A 17,696-nucleotide genomic window follows, 5' to 3' on the forward strand; every position below is an offset into this window, starting at 1 on the left:
CAATGACGATCTTCATGTGGCGAAAGCTCAGATGAACTCGATCTTGTCGACCGCGTAATAGCGGTCGCCCGACGGCACCGTCACCTCGACGTCGTCGCCGATCCTGCGGCCAATCAGCGCGCGGCCCAGCGGCGAATTGTACGAGATCATGCCCTTCTTGGCGTCGGCCTCGATCTGGCCGACGATCTGGTACTTCACCGGCTTGTCGTCCTCATCGAGCAGCGTGACGGTGGCGCCGAACACCACTTTGTCGCCGGAAAGCTCGGTCGGGTCGATCACGACCGCGCGGCTCATCCGGTCCTCGTAATCGGCGATGGTCGCCTCGATCTGGCCCTGACGCTCCTTGGCGGCGTGATATTCGGCATTCTCCGAAAGGTCACCGTGCGCGCGCGCTTCCTCGATCGCATCGATCACCTCGGGGCGCTCGATCGTTTTCAGGCGCACCAGCTCCTTGGAGATAAGCTCGTAGCCCTCCTTGAGCATCGGCATCTTCTCGACGGTCGCCATCCTACCCACTGCCTTTCGTCGTCAATATCAACCGCTTCCGGCCCCTCCCTATGGGCCGTTCCTAGTCTTGTGATGATCGGGAGATCAAAGCGGCAGCGGAGTATAGTAGGATTGGAGCGGCCGCACTTCAAGCGGCCTGTCCCGCAACGCAGCGATTGCACGCGCCGCAGCCACGCTGGCGGCGGCAGTTGTGAAATACGGAATCTTGCCCGCCACCGCCGAAACGCGGATCGCGCGGCTGTCGAGCAGCGACTGCCAGCCTTCCGTCGTGTTGAAAATCAGGTCGATCCCGCCGTCCTTGATCATGTCGACGATGTGCGGACGCCCCTGCGCCACCTTGTTGACCTTCTCGACCGCGATATCGTTCTGCGCGAGATAGTCCGCCGTGCCGCCGGTCGCGACGATGGCGAAGCCGATGTCGGCCAGCGCCTTGGCGCCGGGCAGGATATGCGCCTTGTCGCCGTCCTTCACCGAAACGAAGACCCGGCCGCCGGTCGGCAGGACAACGCCGCCGCCAAGCTGCGACTTCAGGAACGCCGCTTCGAAATTGGTATCGATTCCCATGACTTCGCCGGTGGACTTCATCTCCGGCGAGAGGACCGGATCGACCCCCGGGAAGCGCGCCCAGGGGAACACGGCTTCCTTGATCGCGATATGCTCGGGCTTGCGCTCGATGCTAGGGAAGGTGGCGAGCTTCTCGCCCGCCATCACTCGCGCCGCGATCTTGGCGACCGGCACGCCGATCGCCTTCGCCACGAACGGCACGGTGCGGCTGGCGCGCGGATTGACCTCGATCAGATAGACCTCGCCATCCTTCACCGCGAACTGGATGTTCATCAGGCCCTTGACCATCAGCGCGCGGGCGAGCGCATCCGCCTGCTTCTTGATCTCGACGATGATCGCGTCGGAGAGACTGTAGGGCGGCAAGGTGCAGGCGCTGTCGCCCGAATGGACGCCCGCCTCCTCGATATGCTGCATCACGCCCGCGACCACCACGTCGGTGCCGTCGGCGATGGCATCGACGTCCACCTCGATCGCATCGCGCAGATACTGGTCAATCAGAACCGGCGAGTCGCCAGACACTTGTACGGCGGTCTGGATGTAGTTTTCCAGCTGCTCCTGGCTGTCGACGATCTCCATCGCCCGGCCGCCGAGCACGTAGCTCGGCCGCATCAGCACCGGGTAGCCGACCCGCTCGGCGACCGCGATCGCCTCTTCCCGCGAGCGCGCGATGCCGTTGCGCGGCTGCTTGAGGCCGAGGCGCGTCACCAGCGCGGCGAAACGCTCGCGGTCCTCCGCCAGATCGATCGCGTCGGGCGAGGTGCCGAGGATCGGGATGCCCGCCGCCTCCAGCTCCGCCGCCAGCTTGAGCGGGGTCTGCCCGCCGAACTGGACGATCACGCCGTGCAGCGTGCCGTTCGACATCTCGACATGCAGGATCTCCAGCACGTCCTCGACGGTCAGCGGCTCGAAATAGAGGCGGTCGGACGTGTCATAGTCGGTGCTCACCGTCTCCGGGTTGCAGTTGACCATGATCGTCTCGTAGCCGGCATCGGCCAGCGCGAAGCAGGCGTGGCAGCAGCAATAATCGAATTCGATGCCCTGCCCGATCCGATTGGGCCCGCCGCCCAAGATCACCACCTTCTTCCGGTCGCTCGGCATCGCCTCGTTCTCGGGCTCGCCGAAGACGGGCGCCTCGTAGGTCGAGTACATGTAGGGCGTCTTGGCCTCGAACTCGGCCGCGCAGGTATCGATGCGCTTAAAGACCGGGCGCACGCCGAGCTTATGACGCAGCGCGCGCACCTCGGCCTCGGTGACGCCGCCGGTCATCGCCTTCAGCGTGTCGTGAATCAGGCCGGAACCGCGCGCCTGCATCCGCTCGGTGCCGGGGCGCAGGTTCGCGCTCTCCAGCGCCAGCCAGGCGAGGCGGCGATCGGAAAAGCCCATCGCCTTCAGGCGGCGCATGCCCGCAGCGTCACGGGGAAGCCCGCCCGCGCGCACTTCCTCCTCGGCGAGCACGATCTCGCGGATGCGCTCGAGGAACCACGGATCGTATTTGGCGATGGCGTGGATCTCATCGACGGTGAAGCCTTCCCGCAGCGCCTGCGCCGCATAGAGCAGCCGGTCCGGCGTCGGCCGCGCCAGCGCCGCCTCGATCTCCGATCGCGGGCGCCCGGCGAGGTGCTGGGCCGGGTTGAAGCCGCACAGCCCCGTCTCCAGCCCGCGCAGCGCCTTCTGCAGCGACTCATGGATATTCCGCCCGATCGCCATGACTTCGCCGACGCTCTTCATCGCCGTTGTGAGCGTGTCGTCCGAACCCTTGAACTTCTCGAAGGCGAAGCGCGGGATCTTGGTGACGACATAATCGATCGTCGGCTCGAAGCTCGCCGGCGTCGCCCCGGTGATGTCGTTCATGATCTCGTCGAGCGTGTAGCCCACCGCCAGCTTGGCGGCGACCTTGGCGATCGGGAAGCCGGTCGCCTTCGACGCCAGCGCCGAGGAGCGCGAGACGCGCGGGTTCATCTCGATCACGATCAGGCGGCCGTCCTTCGGATTGACCGCGAACTGGACGTTCGATCCGCCCGTCTCGACGCCGATCTCGCGCAGCACCGCGATGCTGGCGTTGCGCATGATCTGATATTCCTTGTCGGTCAGCGTCAGCGCCGGCGCGACGGTGATGGAATCGCCCGTATGGACGCCCATCGGATCGACATTCTCGATCGAGCAGATGATGATGCAATTGTCGTTCTTGTCCCGAACGACCTCCATCTCATATTCCTTCCAACCGAGGAGGGACTCCTCGATCAGCACCTCGGTGGTGGGCGACGCATCGAGGCCGGTGCCGACGATGCGGACGAACTCCTCCTTGTTGTAGGCGACGCCGCCGCCGGTGCCGCCCAGCGTGAAGGACGGGCGGATGATCGCCGGCAGGCCGACCGTCTCCAGCGCCGCCATCGCCTCGTCCATCGTGTGCGCCACGCCCGAGCGCGCGCTTTCGAGGCCGATCTTGTCCATCGCGGCGCGGAACTTCTGCCGGTCCTCCGCCTTGTCGATCGCCTCGGCATCGGCGCCGATCATGGTGACGCCGAACTTCTCCAGCGTGCCGTCGTTGAACAGCGCCAGCGCGGTGTTGAGCGCGGTCTGCCCGCCCATCGTGGGGAGCACCGCATCCGGCCGCTCCTTCTCGATGATCTTGGCGACGATCGCCGGGGTGATCGGCTCGACATAGGTGGCGTCGGCGAATTCGGGATCGGTCATGATCGTCGCCGGGTTCGAATTGACCAGGACGATGCGATAGCCCTCTTCCTTGAGCGCCTTGATCGCCTGCGTGCCCGAATAATCGAACTCGCACGCCTGCCCGATGACGATCGGCCCCGCGCCGATGACCAGGATGGAGGAGATGTCGGTGCGTTTGGGCATCGTTCAGTAGCTTTCGTAGGGCGGGACCGACTGCGCGACGATGCGAACCGATCCACAATTCTTAGCGACCGCTTCCACGTTTTGCGGAGCGAAATGATGACGAATGACCAGCGTATTGTTGTCGGCCCAAGAGAGCTTCACATCAGCCTCGCCGTTCCCCCAGAAAGCCCGACAACTCATCAGCGGCTCGTCGCCGCCATTCCATGTGTGCTTCACGAAAACTAAGCGCGAGAAATCGCTCAATGCGCCTGCATCATCGAATTGCACACGAGCTTCATGCCATCCGTCGGGTGACTTCGCTCGCTGATAGATCGTCCGTTGGGACCACCCAGAGAAAAGCATCGTCATGGCGACTAGGAAACCAACAATGAGAAGAATGAGAGCAATCAGTAGGCCGATAATGATCCGCCTCGGATTCGCGCTCATGCTCAACGAAGCGCGCCCACGAACTGCTCGAACAGATAATGGCTGTCCTGTGGGCCGGGGCTGGCTTCGGGGTGGTACTGGACGGAGAAGGCCGGCTTGTCGGTGAGGCGCAGGCCCGCGAGGCTGCCGTCGAACAGCGAGACGTGCGTCGCCTCGGCATTGGCGGGGAGCGTGTCGGCGTCCACTGCGAAGCCGTGGTTCATGCTGGTGATCTCGACGCGGCCCGCGCCCTCGACCGATCCGACGCGCTTCACCGGATGGTTCGCGCCGCGATGGCCCTGGTGCATCTTATAGGTCTTCGCGCCCACCGCCAGCCCCAGCATCTGGTGGCCGAGGCAGATGCCGAAGATCGGCTTGCCCACCTCCAGCAACTGCTTGATCACCGGCACCGCATACTCGCCGGTCGCGGCGGGATCGCCGGGGCCGTTGGAGAGGAACACGCCGTCGGGCTCGTGGCGCATCACGTCCTCGAAGCTGGCGGTCGCCGGCACCACCGTCACCCGCGCGCCGGCGGCGACGAGGTTGCGCAGGATGTTGCGCTTGAGCCCGTAATCGATCGCGACGACGTGGGGGGCGTCGGCCTTCGCCTCGTCCGCCTTGTAGCCCTCGCCCAGCGTCCACAGGCCGTCACCCCACTGGTAGCTCTGGAGCGCGGAGACGTCCTTCGCCAGATCCATTCCCTCCAGCCCCGGCCAGGCCTTGGCCTGCTCGATCAGCGCGGGGATGTCGAACTTGCCATCCGGATCGTGCGCGATCACGCCGTTGGGGGCGCCGTTCACGCGGATCGAGCGGGTCAGCGCGCGGGTGTCGATGCCCGCAAGCCCGATGCGGCCGTTCGCCTTCAGCCACTCGTCGAAACGCTGGGCGGCGCGGAAATTGGAGGGCGCGGTCACGTCCTCGCGCACCACGCAGCCGAGCGCGTGGGCGTTGGTCGCCTCGATATCCTCGGCGTTGGCGCCGACATTGCCGATGTGCGGGAAGGTGAAGGTGATGATCTGCTTCTCGAAGGAGGGATCGGTCATCGCCTCCTGATAGCCGGTCATCGCGGTGTGGAAGCAGACCTCGCCCACCGCTGAGCCCACGGCGCCGAAGCCGCGCCCGAACAGCACCACGCCGCTCGCCAGAACCAGAACGCCGGTCGCTCCATCGGGGACGCGCGTGTTGGTATCGGCCATCGGCTGGCTCTCCTCTTGGGTGACTGGCGGGTAAACGGCCGGGTACCTAGGGACGCGGTCCCGCCCGGTCAATCTAGTAAGTTCGGGCCGGCTCCGCTATAGCTCCGCCTTTCCGATTTCAGCCGGGTTCCCATGATCAGAGACGACATCAAGACCGCCCTCGTGACGGCCATGAAGGCCCGCGAGGCCGAGAAAACCGCCGCCATCCGCCTGATCCAGTCGGCGATCAAGAACCGCGACATCGAGGCGCGCACCGGCAAGGCGCCCGACGACGACGACGCGCTGGTGGTCGAAGTCCTCAACAAGATGGCCAAGCAGCGCCGCGAATCGATCGAGATGTACGAGAAAGGCAACCGCCCGGAACTGGCGGCGGCCGAGGCTGGTGAGCTGGCCGTCATCGAAGGCTTCATGCCCAAGCGCATGTCCGACGAGGAGACCGTCGCCGCAATCGACGCGATCAAGGCGGAGATCGGCGCCGAGGGGCTGAAGGACATGGGCAAGGTGATGGCCGAACTGAAAGCGCGGCATGCGACCAGCCTCGACATGGCCAAGGCGAGCGGGCTGGTGAAGGCGCGGCTGGCGGGGTGAAGCAGTAAAGCCCCTCCCTTTCAAGGGAGGGGTTGGGGTGGGTGATGGCGCTTCGGATCAACGCAAGACTCGAGGGACACGCCCGCAAGATGCGGAGCGGACCAACCGAGCCTGAGGCACGGTTGTGGCAATCACTTCGAGCCTCCCAATTGGGCGGATACAAGTTCAGCCGCCAGATCGTGATCGACAGTGCAATCTGCGATTTCGTCTGCCGGATGAAGGCGCTGATCGTCGAGGTGGATGGCGATACGCATGTGGCGGAGGCGGATCGGCTGCGTGACGCCCGGTTGGCCAATCTCGGCTACCGCACTCTTCGGTTCACCAATCGCGAGGTGATGGATAATCTCGACGGCGTGCTGTTCGTGATCCTCTCCGCGCTCGACGAGCGTGTCGACCGTTTCACCCACCCCAACCCCTCCCTTGAAAGGGAGGGGCTTTCTTGACCCTCTCCCCCGCCTGGCTGGACGAGCTTCGCGCCCGCACGCTCCTCTCCGCCCTCATCGGCAAGTCCACCAAGCTCCAGCGCGCGGGCCGCGAGTGGAAGGCGTGCTGCCCGTTCCACAACGAAAAGACGCCCAGCTTCACGATCAACGACGACAAAGGCTTCTACCATTGCTTCGGCTGCGGCGCGCATGGCGATGCGATCCGCTGGATGACCGACCAGCGCGGCCTGCCCTTCATGGATGCGGTGAAGGAACTCGCGCAGGCCGCCGGCATGGAGGTGCCCGCGCAGGACCCGCGCGCCCGCGAGAAGGCCGAGCGCGCCTCCACGCTGCATGATGTCATGGCGCAGGCCGAAGCCTGGTTCGTCGAGCAGCTCGGCCGCGCCGAGGGCGCGCATGCCCGCGCCTATCTGAAGAAGCGCGGCATATCCGAAGCGCTCGCCCGCCGGTTCCGCATCGGCTTCTCACCCGATACGCGTACCGGCCTACGTTCGGCGCTCAAAGAGGCCGGCGACGACAAGCTGGTCGAATGCGGCCTGCTGATCCGCCCCGAGGAAGGCGGCCGCGAATCCTACGATCGCTTCCGCGGCCGCCTGATGATCCCGATCCGCGACGCGCGCGGGCGGACCATCGCGTTCGGTGGCCGCATCCTCGGCGAGGGCGAGCCGAAATATCTGAATTCGCCCGAGACGGTGCTGTTCGACAAGGGCCGCACCCTGTTCAACCTCGACCTCGCCGCCGCCGCGAGCCGCAAGGCCAACCGCGTGATCGTGGTCGAGGGCTATATGGACGTGATCGCGCTCGCCGGCGCGGGGATCGAGGAGGCGGTCGCCCCGCTCGGCACGGCGCTCACCGAGGGGCAGCTGGAGCGGCTGTGGCGGATGGATACGCAGCCGATCCTCTGCTTCGACGGCGACAATGCCGGGCAGAAGGCGGCGGTGCGGGCGATCGGCCGCGCGCTGCCCTTCCTTAGCCCGGGCCGCACGCTGCGCTTCCTGACGCTGCCCGGCGGACAAGACCCCGACGACGTGATCCGCTCCGGTGGCCGCGCGGCGATGGAGGGGTTGCTCGAAACCCCCGAGCCTTTGGTCGACCGCCTCTGGCGCCACGAGGAGGCCGCTCTGCCCCTGGACACGCCGGAGGCCCGCGCCGGCCTCAAGCAGCGGCTCGTCGAGCACAGCCGGGCGATCGCTGACCGCGACGTGTCGAGCCAATATTTCAACGCATTCCGCGAACGGATCGACGAGAGATTCGCGCCGCAACGCCGCGATCGGCAGTCGTACGGCGGCACGGGAAGCTTCCGCCCAAAGAAGGTACAGGACCGGCGCGGCCGGTGGGTTGACGCCCCGACCCCGCCCCACGCCGCCACCAAGTCTTTTCAACAGGCTGGCGCAGTCGGCGCGGCCGAAGCGCACATGCTCTTGCTCGGACTGCTCGCCATACCAGATGTGATCCGCCTCAATGCGGAACCGCTTTCGCGTCTCCAGTTCAACGATGCGAAGCTGGACGGCGTGCGCGATGCGCTCGTTCAAGCCGCCTATCATGGCGAAACGCTTGAAGGTGAAGGACTAGCCACCATATTGCAGCGAGTCGGCGCGATTGACCTCCTTTCCACGAAAGGCCGTGCGAACAGGCTTGCCTTTTCGCGAAAGCACGGCGATGCGCAGATTGAGCGTGCTCGTCGTGACCTTGGGGAAATGATCGACACTATGGTCAGGCGTTCAGAACTGGATGCCCGGCTCGCAGAAACGACGATCGGCTTTGGCCGAACGATGGACGAAAAAGGGTGGGAGGAGCAGCAGCACCTCTTACTTGAAAGACACGAAACGGAACGGCGGCTCTCCGAGTTGAGGGAGCAGGCCGAATTCTGAGGGTAGGCATGGCGAAGACGAACGGTACTGGTGGCGGTGACGGAGCGGGAACGGTCGAGCCGGGCGATGCGCCGATCGTCGACCTGAACGAAGCCGGCCTCAAGAAGCTGATCGCGCGCGCCAAGAAGCGCGGCTATCTCACCTTCGACGAGCTCAACGAGGCGCTGCCGCAGGATCAGATCGATCCCGACAAGTACGAAGACATCATGGCCGCGCTCAACGAGATGGGCGTAAACATCGTCGAGAACGAGGACGCCGGCGAGGACGAGAAGCCGCAGGACCAGGATGACGGCGACGAGGAGCAATCCTCCGACGACGGCTCGGGCGAGGTCTTCCAGGTCCAGCCGAAAAAGGAGACGGTCGATCGCACCGACGATCCCGTCCGCATGTACCTGCGCGAGATGGGCGCCGTCGAACTGCTCAGCCGCGAGGGCGAGATCGCCATCGCCAAGCGCATCGAGGCCGGCCGCGACACGATGATCCTCGGGCTGTGCGAAAGCCCGATCACTTTCAACGCCATCATCGAATGGTCCACCGCGCTCAACGAGGGCACGATGCAGCTGCGCGAGATCCTCGATCTCGACGCGATGCTGAACAAGGATCCGGCGCCGGAGAACATGTCCGACGACGATGACGGCGACGACAACGGCGAGATCTCCGAGAAGACCGCCGGCAAGTCCTACAAGGAGGAAGAGGAGCCCGAAGAGGAGCCGGCCGCCGAGGACGAGGATGAGGACAACCTCACCGAACGCCGCACCCAGCGCCCCGTAGAGGAGGACGAGGAGGACAACACCCTCAGCCTCGCCCAGATGGAGGAGCAGCTGAAGCCGCTGGCGCTCGAGCGCTTCGCGACGATCACCAGCCTCTACCACCAGTTCGCCAAGATCCAGCAGGCGCGCGTCGATGCGCTCAATTCGGGCGGCTATCCGGAGCGCGAGGAGGCCAAGTATCAGGGCCTGCGCGAACAGCTCACCGCCGAGGTGGAGAGCGTCCAGTTCCACGGCGCCAAGATCGAGCATCTCGTCGACCAGCTCTATGCCTTCAACCGTCGCCTGACCGCGCTGGGCGGCCAGATGCTGCGTCTCGCCGAGCGCCACAAGGTGCCGCGCAAGGCCTTCCTCGACAGCTACATCGATCATGAGCTGGAGGATGGCTGGCTCGATCGCGTGAAGGGCATCGACAAGAAGTTCGCCGCCTTCGCCGCCGCCGAGGGCCATGCCGTCGACCGCATCCGCAACGAGATCAGCGAGATCGTCGGCGCCACCGGCATGGCGCTGCCCGAATTCCGCCGCATCGTGAACATGGTGCAGAAGGGCGAGCGCGAGGCGCGTATCGCCAAGAAGGAGATGGTCGAGGCCAATCTCCGCCTCGTCATCTCGATCGCCAAGAAGTACACCAACCGCGGCCTGCAGTTCCTGGATCTCATCCAGGAGGGAAACATCGGCCTGATGAAGGCGGTCGACAAGTTCGAGTATCGCCGCGGCTACAAGTTCTCGACCTACGCGACGTGGTGGATCCGGCAGGCGATCACCCGCTCGATCGCCGACCAGGCGCGGACCATCCGCATCCCGGTCCACATGATCGAGACGATCAACAAGCTGGTGCGCACCAGCCGCCAGTTCCTCCACGAGACCGGCCGCGAGCCGACGCCGGAAGAGCTGGCCGAGCGCCTCTCCATGCCGCTCGAGAAGGTCCGCAAGGTGATGAAGATCGCCAAGGAGCCGATCTCCCTCGAAACGCCGATCGGCGACGAGGAGGATTCGCACCTCGGCGATTTCATCGAGGACAAGAATGCGATCATCCCGGTGGACGCCGCGATCCAACAGAACCTCAAGGAGACGGTGACGCGGGTTCTGGCCAGCCTGACGCCACGCGAGGAGCGCGTGTTGCGCATGCGCTTCGGCATCGGCATGAACACCGATCACACTCTCGAAGAGGTCGGTCAGCAGTTCAGCGTGACCCGCGAGCGCATCCGCCAGATCGAGGCGAAGGCGCTGAGAAAGCTCAAGCACCCGAGCCGCAGCCGCAAGATGCGCAGCTTCCTCGATCAGTAATGATAATTCCTCCCCGAGCTCGCTCGGGGAGGAATAGGCCCCGTCGTAAACCGCGCCTTTACCCCTTTCGCGTAGAGCCATTCGCCAGTGCGGTCTCCGGGCCGCGTTTCGACATGAGCGCGGAGGGCGGCGGATGGCATCGCAGGCGATCGACAGGCAGCCCTCCGGCGTAGCCGAGCTCATGTCGTCCATGGTCGCGACCGACGGCAGCGCAGGCCACCCCTATCTCACGTCTCCGGCGCTGGAGGGCGATCCTGCGATCCGCAATCTCGCCGATGTCGCTCATTTTATCTGCCTGCTGCACGGCCGCTATCCGGGCGTGATCGATCATGCCGCCGCCCGCGTCGTACATCCCGCCGCCCGGAGCTTCATCTATCGCGCCGCGCCCGGTTTCGCGGCGGAGCGTTCCTATCTCACCCGGCTCGTCGTCGCGGCCGGCCCGCTGCCCTCCACGCTCGGCCAGGCGCAGAGCGAGGCGGCCGTCGGCAACCAGAGCCACGCGCTCGCCACCCTCGCCCAGTCCGAGCGCAACGGCACCGCGATCGGTGCGGCCGTGGCGCTGGTGTTGGACTGGCGCCCGATCCGCCGCGTACTCGATGCCGCCGCGCAGCGCTTCGGCATCCAGGTGCCGCCGCTCGACCTGCCGGGCCTCACCGAAACGCTCACCGTCGTCGGCGAAGTCGCCGAGACGCCGGGGATCGAACGCGCCATGGCCTTCGGCGCGCAGCAGCTGCTCGTCCAGCATCGCGGCCTGTGGGATCTGCTCGAGAGCCGCGAGAGCGCCCGCCGCAACGTCTGATCCGTCCCGCGCTATCGAGCGGCACGAACCTCCTCTTCACGGTCTGCTGAGCCGTCCCCCGGTCATCGGCTCGGGTACTCCGGTAGTGCCCGGAAAGCTGATCGGCAGCCCCTTGAGCGAGCGCACCGCCATATAGGCGAATCCCTCGGCCTCGGTGGCGTCGCCATTCCGCCCGAGCGCCTCGATCGGCTCCACGGGAATTTCGCAGGCATCCGAAAGCATCGCCATCATCGTGGCGTTGTGCCGCCCGCCGCCGGCGACGATCAGTCTGGTCGGCCGTTCGGGCAGGTGATCGAGCGCCAGCGCGACCGTGGCGGCGGTGAAGGCGGTGAGCGTCGCCGCGCCATCGGCAGCACCAAGGCCGCGCGCAGGCTGGATGGTGAAGTCAGCGCGATCCAGCGACTTGGGCGGGGCCAGATCGAACCACGGATTGTCCAGCATGACCGCCAGTACCGCCTTGTCGATCGTGCCGGTCGCCGCGAAGGCGCCGCCGCCGTCGAACTCCTTGCCGGTTTCCTGCGCCATCCAGTCGTCGACGAGGCCGTTTGCCGGGCCGGTGTCGAACGCCACCAGCGTGCCGTCCTTGCCGACGAAGGTGATGTTGCCCACTCCGCCGAGGTTCAGCACCGCCACAGGCAGCTCGGCACCGGCGAGCAAGGCCCGATGATAGACCGGCAGCAGCGGTGCCCCCTGTCCGCCCGCCGCGACGTCCGCGTAGCGCAGCTCGTGCACCACCGGCACGCCGAGCGCGGCTGCCATCATGCCACCATCGCCGATCTGCCAAGTCCAGCCGCGATCGGGACGGTGCGCGACCGTCTGGCCATGGAAGCCGATCACGTCGACCTCCTTCACATCCTTCCCTGCGGAGGCCATCAGCTGGTGGATCAGGATCAGGTGGCGGCGCGTCAGCATCTCGGTCGCCGCGCCGATCTCGGGCGAGAGGCGCGGCTTCTCATAGGTCAGCGCCAGCTGCGTCGTCTCCTGCAGCTGCTTCCGCGCCGCATCCGAATAGGGCTCGGACCGGAAGGCGATGGGTCTGACCAGGCCCTCCCCGTCCGTCTCGATCAGCGCCGCGTCGATGCCGTCGAGCGAGGTGCCGGACATCAGGCCGATCGCCAGCATCGTCTCGCTACCCATGCGCTTTCCCCCATGCTATCGCCCGCGCCGCCATGACGACCAGCTACCAGTCCACCCTGCTGCGCCTACTGAACGAGCGCGGCTATATCCACCAGCTGACCGACGCGGAAGGGCTGGATGCCCTCGCCGCGCGCCAGGTGGTGCCGGGCTATATCGGCTACGATCCGACGGCACCCTCGCTGCACGTCGGCCACCTCGTCTCGATCATGATGCTCAGGCGTCTCCAGCAGGCCGGCCACAAGCCGATCGTGCTGATGGGCGGCGGCACCGGCAAGATCGGCGACCCCTCGTTCAAGGACGAGGCGCGCAAGCTGCTGACGGTCGATACGCTCAACGAGAACATCGCCTCGATCAAGCGCGTGTTCGAGCGCTTCCTGACGTTCGGCGACGGCCCGAGCGATGCCGTGATGCTCGACAACGCCGAGTGGCTGGACAAGCTGGAATACATCCCCTTCCTGCGCGAGATCGGTCAGCATTTCTCGGTCAACCGGATGCTGAGCTTCGATTCGGTGAAGCTGCGCCTTGATCGCGAACAGTCACTGAGCTTCCTCGAATTCAACTACATGATCCTCCAGGGCTATGACTTCCTGGAACTGGCCCGCCGCGCCGGATGCCGGCTGCAGATGGGCGGCTCCGATCAGTGGGGCAACATCGTCAACGGCATTGAGCTGACCCGGCGCGTCGCCGGCGAGCAGGTGTTCGGCCTCACGACCCCGCTGCTGACCAACGCCGACGGCACCAAGATGGGCAAGACGGTGGGCGGCGCCGTGTGGCTCAACGAGGAGCAGCTGCCGACCTACGATTACTGGCAGTTCTGGCGGAACACGCAGGATGCCGATGTCGAGGTGCGCCTGCGCCTGTTCACCGATCTGCCGATGGACGAGATCGCCCGGCTGGCCGCGCTCAGTGGCGCCGAGATCAACGAGGCCAAGAAAATCCTCGCCAACGAGGCGACGGCGCTGTGCCGGGGCACCGAGGCCGCGCGCGACGCCGCAGAGACCGCACGCAGGACGTTCGAGGAGGGCGCGGCCGGCGGCGACCTGCCGACGCTGCGCATCGACGGCGGATCGATCGGCATCGTCCAGGCGCTGACCGTGCTGGGCTTCGCCGCCTCCAACGGCGAGGCGCGGCGCAAGATCGGCGAGGGCGCGGTGCGGCTCAACGACCTCGCGATCACCGATCCGGCCTTCGAGATCGTGCTGGAGGACGTGCCGGTGAAGCTCAGCCTCGGCAAGAAGCGGCACGGGATTCTGATGCGCTAGATAGCGCCAGGCGTCATACCATCGTCGGTAAAGGCGTCTTAACGCTATCGCTTGAGGCGCCGTTCATGCTGCGCCCGCAAAATCGCCGTGTATCCGGGGGTTTTAAGTAAATGGCGACCGCAGTTTCGAGTATCGAAAGCCGCCGCGCACCGCGCGACATCGTGTCCTTCCGCGCCCCGTTGGACGGGCCCGCGAGCATCCGCACATCGGTGCTGATGGTCGACATCTCGCCTTTCGGCTTCATGTCCCGCTGCCAGGCGCCGCTGACGCCGGGCGACGTGGTGGCGGTGAAGCTGCCCGTTGTCGGCAATCGCGCGGCGCAGATCGTCTGGTCGCTGGGCGGCCGCGTCGGCGGCGAGTTCCTCGATCCGATCGCTTCGGACATCTATGCGATGATGCTCAAGCGCGCACCCAACGACAAGCCGGCCTGGAACGAGTTCTAACACTCACCCACTCCACCCCGTTCGTCCTGAGCGAAGTCGAAGTGCGGGCCTCAAGCGCTGCGCTTGCAGCCCATCCTTCGACTTCGCTCAGGACCAACGGAGTGTTTCTGTAGGCTTCAGCCTACGTCGCCCAGCAATCTCGCCCGCACCGACGGCCAGTCAACTATCCGCCAGTCCATCGGATCTTCCAGCGACAGCACATTGTCGTGCGCCAGCCGCACGTCCTCGGGCGGGATCGGCGCCTTCATCGGGATCGAATGAAAACATCGCACGGTCGGGCGCGTCGGCTGCTCGATATTGTCTTCCACCACGACGCCCAGCAGGCTGTCGCGCAGCCGCACCAGCGATCCACGCGGGAAGATTCCGAGGCTGCGGATGAAGGCCCGCAGCAGCACCGGATCGAAATGCCCCTCCCACGCCTTCATCTCGGCCAGTGCCTTCTGCGGCGACCAGGCATCCTTGTAGGCCCGGTGCGAGGTAAGCGCATCGTACACGTCGCAGATCGCACCCATCCGCGCGGCGAGGCTGAGCCTGTCCCCCGTCAATCCGAACGGATAGCCTCGGCCGTCCATCCGCTCGTGATGGTGAAGGCAGACATCGAAGGCTTCGTCCGGAACGCCGGTACCCGCCTTGAGGATGCGTGCGCCGTCCTCCGAATGGCGGCGCATCACCGCGAATTCCTCGTCGGTCAGCTTGCCCGGCTTGTTGAGGATCGCCGGCGGCATCGCGATCTTGCCGACATCGTGGAGCAGCCCCGCCATGCCGAGCGCCGACACCTCGTCGGCCGGCCGATCCAGCACGCGCGCGAAGTTCATCATCAGGGCCGAGACCGCGACGGAATGGAGATAGGTATATTCGTCGCGCGCCTTCAGCCGCAGGATGCCGAGGAAGGCGGCGGCGTTGCGCTCTACCTGCTCGGACAGATCGGCCAGCGCCGGCCCCAACCGCGCCACCGAGATCGGCCGACCGAGCCGCACGTCCTCGACGATCTTCCTCACCTCGCGCCGCGAGCGACCGACCGTCTGGAGCAGGCCCTTCATGTTCGGATCGGCCGTCTTGCCGACCTGCAGGCCGGCGACCGTGCCGGCGGCGGCCGCAGGCGCGCGGCGCGTGTCGAAGGGAACCGTGCGCCCCTTGTCGGTATCGATCACGACGGCGGTGAGCACGCCATGACGCAGCCGCTCGACCTCGGCCTCGTCGTCGAGCACGCATTGCAGGCGCCAATGGGGCTGGTCCGCCCAGCGCCCCTCCAACGCGTGAACGTACATGCCAAGCTCGACATTGCAGGGGCTGATCCGCCGCAGCATCCGGTCAGTGCCTCGCTCCGCTCGAGATTCGCTGCCTGCCGCCCGTCACCTTGCCCGTATCCCCCGGATCGAAGAATTCGCGACTAAGTTCGAAACATTGAGAAGTGGTATCCAACGGAAAACAATCGACTTAATATAGATCAGGGCGCTCGCGTATTCGTGGTCCGCCAACGCAGATAAGCACTGGATTTATCCAGCGCGCAGCAATCCTACGGCGGCATCGCGCTCGAACAGATAGAGCAGAATTCGCGCCGCCTGCCCGCGCGGCGCTTCGAGGCCGCCGTCGCGATCGGTAAGCAGGCGAGCGTCGGCGTGGGCGGTGGGGATCAGCAGCGCCGTCTGCGTGGCGTCGGCGAGGCGCGCGCCCTGCTCGCCGGACTGGCGGGTGCCGAGGATCTCGCCGCCGCCGCGCAGTTCGAGGTCCTTCTCGGCGATGAGGAAGCCGTCATTGGTGTCGCGCATCAGCGTGAGCCTCGCGCGCGTCGTCTCGCTCAGCGCATTGCCGCGCAGCAGGAGGCAGGTCGACTTGCCGCTGCCCCGCCCGACGCGACCGCGCAGCTGGTGGAGCTGGGCCAAGCCGAAGCGCTCGGCGCCCTCGATCACGATCAGGGTGGCGTTGGGCACGTCGACGCCGACCTCGATCACCGTCGTCGCGACCAGCACGGCTAGGTCATTCTGCTGGAAGGCGGCCATCACCGCATCCTTGTCCGGCCCCTTCATGCGGCCGTGGACGAGGCCGACCTTGTCCTCGCCGAAGGCGAGGCGCAGCGCCGCCGCCCGGCTCTCGGCCGCCGCATCGTCGCCCGCCTCGGTCTCCTCGACCAGCGGGCATACCCAATAGGCCTGTCCTCCAGCCGAGACATGGCGGCCGAGCCCCGCCACCACCTCGTCCATCCGCTCGACCGCGATCACGCGCGTCTCGATCGGCTGGCGGCCGGGCGGCATCTCGTCGAGGCGGCTGACATCCATCTCGCCATGGCTCGCCAGCAGCAGGGTGCGCGGGATCGGCGTGGCGGTCATCACCAGCATGTGCGGGGGGCGTTCGCCCTTGGCAGCCAGCATCAGCCGCTGGGCGACGCCGAAGCGATGCTGCTCGTCCACCACCACGAGGCCGAGCGCCTTGTAGGCCACCGCCTCCTGGAAGATGGCGTGGGTGCCGATCAGGATGTCGATCGATCCGTCGGCGAGGCCCATCAGCGTCGATTCCCGCGCCCGCCCTTTCTCCCTGCCGGTGAGGATCGCGACCGTCAGGCCGAGCGGCGAGAGCTGGCGTTGCAGCGTCGCGAAATGCTGGCGGGCGAGGATCTCGGTCGGTGCCAGCAGCGCGCCCTGCGCCCCCGCCTCCACCGCCACCAGCAACGCCATCGTCGCCACCAGCGTCTTGCCCGCGCCGACATCGCCCTGGAGGAGCCGCAGCATCGGCGTCTCCTGCGCGATGTCGCCCTCGATCTCGGCGATCGCACGCGCCTGTGCGCCTGTGGGGACGTAGGGCAGGTCAAGCTTCGCGCGCAGCCGCCCGTCGCCCGCGAGCGCGCGGCCCTTGCGGCGGCGGGTGGCGCCGCGCACCAGCATCAAGGCGAGCTGGTTGGCGAAAACCTCGTCATAGGCCAGCCGCTCGCGCGACATAGTATCGGCGGGATCGCCATGCGCACGCTCCAGCGCCTGCGAGAAAGTCGGCCAGCCCTTCTGCGCGATCAGGCTCGGCTCGATCCATTCGGGCAGGCTCGGCACGCGCTCCAGCGCTTGCGCCACCAGCTGCGCCAGCCGCTTGGAGGTGATGCCGGCCGACAGCGGATAGACCGGCTCGCGCTCCACGATCTCGCCGGCCTCCTCCAGCGGCACCGATTCGGGGTGCACGATCTGGAGCTCCTGCCCGTAGAGATCGAGCCGCCCCGCCACGATGCGCCGCTCGTTCAGCGGGAACTGCTTCCTCGCCCAGCCCGAATTGCCGCCGAAGAAGACGAGGCTGACGTAATTGCCCTCGAAGTCCGTCGCCTGCACCCGGAAGGGGCCGCGCGGGCTGGACGAACCCTTGTAGGACACCGCCGTCAGCGTGACGATCACGCCACGTCCGGCATCGGCCATGTCGAGTCGCTCGATCCGGCGGCGCTCGACCATGCCGGTGGGCAGGTGGAACAGCAGGTCCACCACGCGCGCGATGCCGAGTTTCGCCAGCGGCTTGGCCAAAGCGGCGCCGACGCCCTTCAGCGCCTCCACCTCGGCGAACAATGGATTGAGGATGCCCGGTCTCATGCCTACATGGC

The 17,696-nt window shown here is 66.4% G+C and carries 14 protein-coding genes; 7 read left to right on the plus strand and 7 right to left on the minus strand.

Annotated features, from left to right (window positions below):
* Positions 1-27: 27 nt before the first annotated feature.
* From greA to carA, 4 genes are all read right to left on the minus strand, one after another.
* Entirely contained in the window at positions 28-507 is a 480-nt protein-coding gene (gene greA, locus HZF05_RS19225; protein WP_160364096.1) for a transcription elongation factor GreA, read from the minus strand.
* An 84-nt stretch (positions 508-591) separates the two neighbouring features.
* On the minus strand, positions 592-3,927 hold the full coding sequence (gene carB, locus HZF05_RS19230) for a carbamoyl-phosphate synthase large subunit (protein ID WP_160364097.1): 3,336 nt from the start codon (positions 3,925-3,927) through the stop codon (positions 592-594).
* 3 nt (positions 3,928-3,930) lie between these two features.
* Positions 3,931-4,359: a DUF5412 family protein gene (locus tag HZF05_RS19235; RefSeq protein WP_181638923.1), complete on the minus strand. Its 429-nt coding sequence runs from the start codon at positions 4,357-4,359 to the stop codon at positions 3,931-3,933.
* On the minus strand, positions 4,356-5,528 hold the full coding sequence (carA, locus tag HZF05_RS19240) for a glutamine-hydrolyzing carbamoyl-phosphate synthase small subunit (RefSeq protein ID WP_160364099.1): 1,173 nt from the start codon (positions 5,526-5,528) through the stop codon (positions 4,356-4,358). The genes HZF05_RS19235 and carA overlap by 4 nt, the downstream gene beginning before the upstream one ends.
* Before the next feature lie 132 nt (positions 5,529-5,660).
* On the opposite strand from carA, the gene HZF05_RS19245 reads away from it, so the two are divergent.
* From HZF05_RS19245 to HZF05_RS19265, 5 genes are all read left to right on the plus strand, one after another.
* A complete protein-coding gene (locus HZF05_RS19245; RefSeq protein ID WP_160364100.1) occupies positions 5,661-6,116 on the plus strand; it encodes a GatB/YqeY domain-containing protein in 456 nt (151 codons plus the stop codon).
* 89 nt (positions 6,117-6,205) lie between these two features.
* Positions 6,206-6,559 (plus strand): endonuclease domain-containing protein, encoded by a 354-nt coding sequence (locus tag HZF05_RS19250; RefSeq protein WP_246332097.1) that lies wholly within the window; start codon positions 6,206-6,208, stop codon positions 6,557-6,559.
* On the plus strand, positions 6,556-8,430 hold the full coding sequence (dnaG, locus tag HZF05_RS19255; protein WP_160364102.1) for a DNA primase: 1,875 nt from the start codon (positions 6,556-6,558) through the stop codon (positions 8,428-8,430). The genes HZF05_RS19250 and dnaG overlap by 4 nt, the downstream gene beginning before the upstream one ends.
* Before the next feature lie 8 nt (positions 8,431-8,438).
* Positions 8,439-10,484, plus strand: coding sequence for an RNA polymerase sigma factor RpoD (gene rpoD / locus HZF05_RS19260; RefSeq protein ID WP_160364103.1), 2,046 nt, complete (start codon positions 8,439-8,441; stop codon positions 10,482-10,484).
* Between the two features lie 133 nt (positions 10,485-10,617).
* On the plus strand, positions 10,618-11,283 hold the full coding sequence (locus HZF05_RS19265; RefSeq protein ID WP_160364104.1) for a DUF6975 family protein: 666 nt from the start codon (positions 10,618-10,620) through the stop codon (positions 11,281-11,283).
* A 36-nt stretch (positions 11,284-11,319) separates the two neighbouring features.
* Here the strand turns inward: HZF05_RS19265 and HZF05_RS19270 are convergent, their stop codons facing one another.
* Entirely contained in the window at positions 11,320-12,420 is a 1,101-nt protein-coding gene (locus HZF05_RS19270) for an anhydro-N-acetylmuramic acid kinase (RefSeq protein WP_246332098.1), read from the minus strand.
* A gap of 32 nt (positions 12,421-12,452) precedes the next feature.
* Between HZF05_RS19270 and tyrS the strand changes: the two genes are divergently transcribed.
* A complete protein-coding gene (gene tyrS / locus HZF05_RS19275; RefSeq protein ID WP_160364105.1) occupies positions 12,453-13,682 on the plus strand; it encodes a tyrosine--tRNA ligase in 1,230 nt (409 codons plus the stop codon).
* 110 nt (positions 13,683-13,792) lie between these two features.
* Entirely contained in the window at positions 13,793-14,125 is a 333-nt protein-coding gene (locus HZF05_RS19280) for a PilZ domain-containing protein (protein ID WP_160364106.1), read from the plus strand.
* Between the two features lie 116 nt (positions 14,126-14,241).
* Here HZF05_RS19280 and HZF05_RS19285 read toward each other — a convergent pair whose 3' ends face one another.
* Both HZF05_RS19285 and recG read right to left on the minus strand, forming a co-directional pair.
* A complete protein-coding gene (locus tag HZF05_RS19285; protein WP_160364107.1) occupies positions 14,242-15,432 on the minus strand; it encodes an HD-GYP domain-containing protein in 1,191 nt (396 codons plus the stop codon).
* A 189-nt stretch (positions 15,433-15,621) separates the two neighbouring features.
* Complete coding sequence (gene recG, locus HZF05_RS19290) at positions 15,622-17,685, minus strand: ATP-dependent DNA helicase RecG (RefSeq protein ID WP_160364108.1); 2,064 nt, start codon at positions 17,683-17,685, stop codon at positions 15,622-15,624.
* Positions 17,686-17,696 lie beyond the last annotated feature (11 nt).

The sequence above is a fragment of the Sphingomonas chungangi genome (assembly GCF_013778325.1).
Taxonomy (GTDB): Bacteria; Pseudomonadota; Alphaproteobacteria; order Sphingomonadales; family Sphingomonadaceae; genus Solisphingomonas; species Solisphingomonas chungangi.